This window comes from Acinetobacter sp. UBA3025, from assembly GCF_002367915.1.
Lineage (GTDB): Bacteria > Pseudomonadota > Gammaproteobacteria > Pseudomonadales > Moraxellaceae > Acinetobacter.
In genome coordinates, this window is sequence record NZ_DFDO01000228.1 from 3,178 (window position 1) to 7,487 (window position 4,310).

Sequence of the window (4,310 nt, forward strand, 5' to 3'; positions counted from 1 at the left end):
ATCTTTCAGGTCTTAAAAAACTATTGAATATACTTTTTTGATCTTGGATTTTTCATATTATTAATGAATTTGAAATAAAGCCTATTGACTGTGAATAAGAACAGGAAGAAATTATGCAGTTTATACCGTTAGCTCTTATTTCTTTCTATTTATGCTCAACAAATTTATTGGCGAATCTGCATTTAAACTTGCCGGTTGGCAATATCATGTCGAACCTGATGTGCTCGAAGATAAACAGGTCATTGTCGGATTTGAACATACATCCATGATGGATGCAGTTCTATCTTTGGCACTCTTTAAAATGTATGACATCAAAATTCATACCCTGATCAAGAAAGAACTGTTCAAAGGTCCAATGAAACCAATTCTGGAAGCCATGGGTGGTATCGCGGTCGACCGTAAAGCCAATAAAGATATTGTAAGCGTAATGGTTGAACATTTTCAGAATAATGAAAAATTCAATCTGGTGATCGCACCTGAAGCCACCCGTGCCAAAAATGGTGAAGCGCGTAAACCGATCCGTACCGGTTTCTGGCATATTGCCAAAGCTGCCAATGTGCCAATTGTGCTTATGTACGCCAATTCCAAGACCAAGCAAGGCGGGATTTTTGGCAAAATCTACCCGACTGATCTCGCGCATGATCTGGCTTTAATCAAGCAGCTCTATAAAGAGAATGTTGGTCTGGATATCATTATCCCGGAATAAACTTTCCATAAAAGGGTTTGAGAATAATGTTTCACCTGCCCTTTTATTATTTAGGCATTTTCTCAGCAAACATTTTCTTAAGTTTTTATTTACATTTATTGCTTTGCCTTTCTATTTTATTGCCTATTTTTTTGGCATTATCATTAAATCTCAAATCCAGACTCTTTTTTCAAAAAAAGAGCTTATGGTAGAATCGGCGCAATTCGATAGGCATACAGCCAATCTACAAGGAGCATATTTCGCATGGCGGGTCATTCCAAGTGGGCCAATATTAAGCATCGTAAAGCAAAACAAGATGCCAGTCGTGGTAAGTTGTTTACCAAATACATTCGTGAATTAACAACTGCTGCCAAACTCGGTGGCGCTGATGCGGGTAGTAATCCTCGTCTACGTGCTGTTGTAGAAAAAGCATTATCTGTAAACATGACACGTGATGTGATCAATCGCGCGATTCAGCGTGGTGCCGGTGGTGAAGATAACGACGATCTTAAAGAAGTAACATATGAAGGTTATGGCGTAGGCGGCGTTGCGGTTATTGTTGAAACCATGACAGATAACCTGAACCGTACGGTTCCTGATGTACGTCACTGCTTTACTAAAACTGATGGTAACCTCGGTACCAACGGTTCAGTATCCTTCCTATTCACTAAACGTGGCGAAATTACTTTTGAAGATGTGTCTTTAGAAGATCAAATCATGGAAGTAGCACTTGAAGCGGGTGCTGAAGACATTGAAGTGGATGAAGATGAAATCCTGGTGATCACTACGCCTGAAAGCTTCGGTACAGTACAAGATGCTTTAGCTGCTGCAGGTTTAAAATCTGATAACGCTGAAGTGGTGATGAGCCCATCTACCAAAGCTGAAATCACAGATATCGACCAAGCGAAAAAAATCATGAAAATGATTGATATGCTTGAAGATCTGGATGATGTTCAAAACGTTTATACCAACGTTGAATTCTCTGATGAAGTTTTAGCGCAACTCGATGCCTAATCTTCTATGAGATTAAAACGCACCTTCGGGTGCGTTTTTTATATGCGCTAAAAAGCCTGGAATTTTAAACCTTATTTAAAAGACCACTACAGTTAAAAACATTATATTCCTTGATCACAAAGCTGGAATGCAGTGCTACGACATGCTCGATCTTGCCTATTCGGCTTAATAGAATCTGACTATAATTTTCCATATCACGTGCCACAACTTCGACAATAAAATCCGCAGACTGTCCTGTCACCAGGAAAGCGTTAATGACTTCCGGAATATTTTCTAATTCTTCTAAAAATTTGGCAAAAGTATCGCTATCATGCTTGCTTAAGGAAACCTGCAACAGCACATGCAGGCTAAAGCCCAATTTTTGATAATTAATCTCGCGCTTCAAGCCACTGATAATATTATGATCGATCAAATGCTTGATCCTGCGGTGTACCGAACTCACAGATAAATTTACTCTCTCCGAGAGTTCATTCAGATTGACATCTTCATGGGTCAAAATTTCAAGAATGTGCTTATCAAAACGATCTAATTCCATCTCTAATCTCTTGCCATTTTATTTAAATACATCATCATTTAACTCTTAGTATTGTGATTTTTTTCGTAAATTACCAGTTATTTGAAAAAAAATGCCAGACCCATCTCAATGACCAGTTTTAAACCATGTTTATGGTCATTCGTCGTATAAAACGAATTTTCGATAAACGTCTCTTTTTAAATAAATCATTCTTATTTATCACTAAACTATTTATGAATAAATACTATGACGCTGATAACTGGATTTTCAAAGCATGATTAATCCAACTTAGATTTACACTTGTATAGAAATTGAATAAGAATTGAGCGGTTTATCTAAAACACACAACAAACATAACAAGATAAAAATTCGCAAGGAACGATTATGGCTTTTAGTATTCTTAGTTCAATTAAAACTAAACTCAGTCCAGTGCTCACGACAGAGACACAAAATACGAGTTTACTTGGTGGTTTATTGGGTGGCAGTCTTTCTGGCATTATTGGTTCTATTACAGGTTCTACCCCCTCTACCCCTTCCCTAGATTCTCTCTTAAACAGCCTGCTTTCTGGCAAAAGTTTAAATTCCAGTTCCCTCACTGATTTAATTAGCCAATTTACAGGCTCAAATGCTTCTAAACTTGATATCAACAGTTTAATTAGCCAATTAACGAAAGCCAATGGTGGCGGTTTTGACATAGGTTCAATCAGCAATCTGCTTGGCAGTTTAATGGGTGGTAATACATCAACCCTGGATTTAAATGCAGTTATCAAATTGGTCAGCGGATTAATGGGTGGCAGTACTAGCAATGTAGACCTCGGTAAAATTGCTGAACTGGCCAGCAACTTATTGCAAGGTGGCGACCTTGATCTTACCCAAATCACTTAACTGCTGAGTGGCCTGATTGGAGGTACTGGTGGTCTTGGTGGAACAGACATTGGTGCCATCGTCGGTATCGTCAGTGGTCTCATTCAAGGTAGCAATATTGATATCGCACAAATTGTTGAACTGGTTAGTGGTTTAATTGGTGGTTCTGGCGGACTTGGCGATGTTGATATTGGTAAAATTGCCAACCTAGTCGTTGGTCTTATCAGTGGCAATACCGCTAGTGATCTCGACATCGGTGCAATTGTTGACCTAGTCAGCGGATTGATCGGTGGCTCAACAGGTAGTTTAGATACCAGTTCAGTCAATCTGTTAGCCAGTAACCTAATGAGCAATGCAAGCAGTGACCTTGATATCGGTGCTATTACCAATTTGCTCAGTGGTCTAATCAGCAATTCAGGCAATATCGATACGGGCACCATTGCGCAAACTGTAACGCAAAGCCTGATGCCACTGCTTGCATCGATTGATACAGGTAACTCATCCATTGATATGGATCAACTTACCCAAGTTTTACCAACAGTGGTTGGTAGTGTGACTACATTGGTATCTGCAATCAGTTCTGCAGGTTCAGGTAATGTGCCAGACACCATCGCGGATGTACTAAAAGGCATCAATCCACTGTTGAATCTATTAGCGAATAGTGACGTTCTTGACGCTGATCAGGCAGAAGTCGTGAATTCTCTTTACGATGTCTTGAATGGCGTACAAGTGGTGCTGGATTTTGTGAATAACCCATTACTGCTCACCTTATCCAGCGACCTCAACAATGTGATTACAGCACTAAAACCAGTGATTGCGCTGATTGATAGCGAAGGTCAATTCTCGGATCTTCTGGATGGTGTTCAGTTTCCTGAAATTGGCGACCTGCTCGGGTCACTCGGTTCTGGCGTGCCAAGCTTAGAGGGTTTAGGTTTGGATGCATTCACGGATAGTCTTGGCAATTTAGTCGGTAACAACTCGTCCCTACAACTGCCTGATCTTAGCGAATTGATTTCCGGCATTAGTAATACTGATACGGCTACGAATATCAGCATTACTGAAATCCTCCCAACCATTAAAGAAACTATTACCAATATCTCAAGTGGTAGTTCCCTGCCGAAGTTTGAATTTAGCTCACTGCTCAGTGGCTTCAGTAAAACAAGTGATATTGATCAAACCAGCCCTTGGAGTTAATTCTAATCTCATAAAAAAACGCGCTTTATGCGCGTTTTT

At 39.7% G+C, this 4,310-nt stretch carries 5 protein-coding genes; 4 read left to right on the plus strand and 1 reads right to left on the minus strand.

From position 1 onward, the window contains the following. Positions 1 to 151: 151 nt before the first annotated feature. Positions 152 to 706, plus strand: coding sequence for a 1-acyl-sn-glycerol-3-phosphate acyltransferase (locus tag B4J23_RS09675; RefSeq protein ID WP_166136149.1), 555 nt, complete (start codon positions 152 to 154; stop codon positions 704 to 706). Positions 707 to 949: 243 nt separating this feature from the next. After that, positions 950 to 1,699, plus strand: coding sequence for a YebC/PmpR family DNA-binding transcriptional regulator (locus B4J23_RS09680; protein ID WP_004784089.1), 750 nt, complete (start codon positions 950 to 952; stop codon positions 1,697 to 1,699). A 64-nt stretch (positions 1,700 to 1,763) separates the two neighbouring features. Here the strand turns inward: B4J23_RS09680 and B4J23_RS09685 are convergent, their stop codons facing one another. Beyond that, entirely contained in the window at positions 1,764 to 2,234 is a 471-nt protein-coding gene (locus tag B4J23_RS09685) for an Lrp/AsnC family transcriptional regulator (protein ID WP_004784091.1), read from the minus strand. A 363-nt stretch (positions 2,235 to 2,597) separates the two neighbouring features. On the opposite strand from B4J23_RS09685, the gene B4J23_RS09690 reads away from it, so the two are divergent. Both B4J23_RS09690 and B4J23_RS09695 read left to right on the plus strand, forming a co-directional pair. Beyond that, positions 2,598 to 3,098: a hypothetical protein gene (locus B4J23_RS09690; RefSeq protein WP_291360289.1), complete on the plus strand. Its 501-nt coding sequence runs from the start codon at positions 2,598 to 2,600 to the stop codon at positions 3,096 to 3,098. 324 nt (positions 3,099 to 3,422) lie between these two features. Beyond that, positions 3,423 to 4,271 carry a hypothetical protein gene (locus B4J23_RS09695; RefSeq protein WP_291360291.1) on the plus strand — a complete coding sequence of 283 codons (849 nt, stop codon included), beginning with the start codon at positions 3,423 to 3,425 and terminating at the stop codon, positions 4,269 to 4,271. Positions 4,272 to 4,310 lie beyond the last annotated feature (39 nt).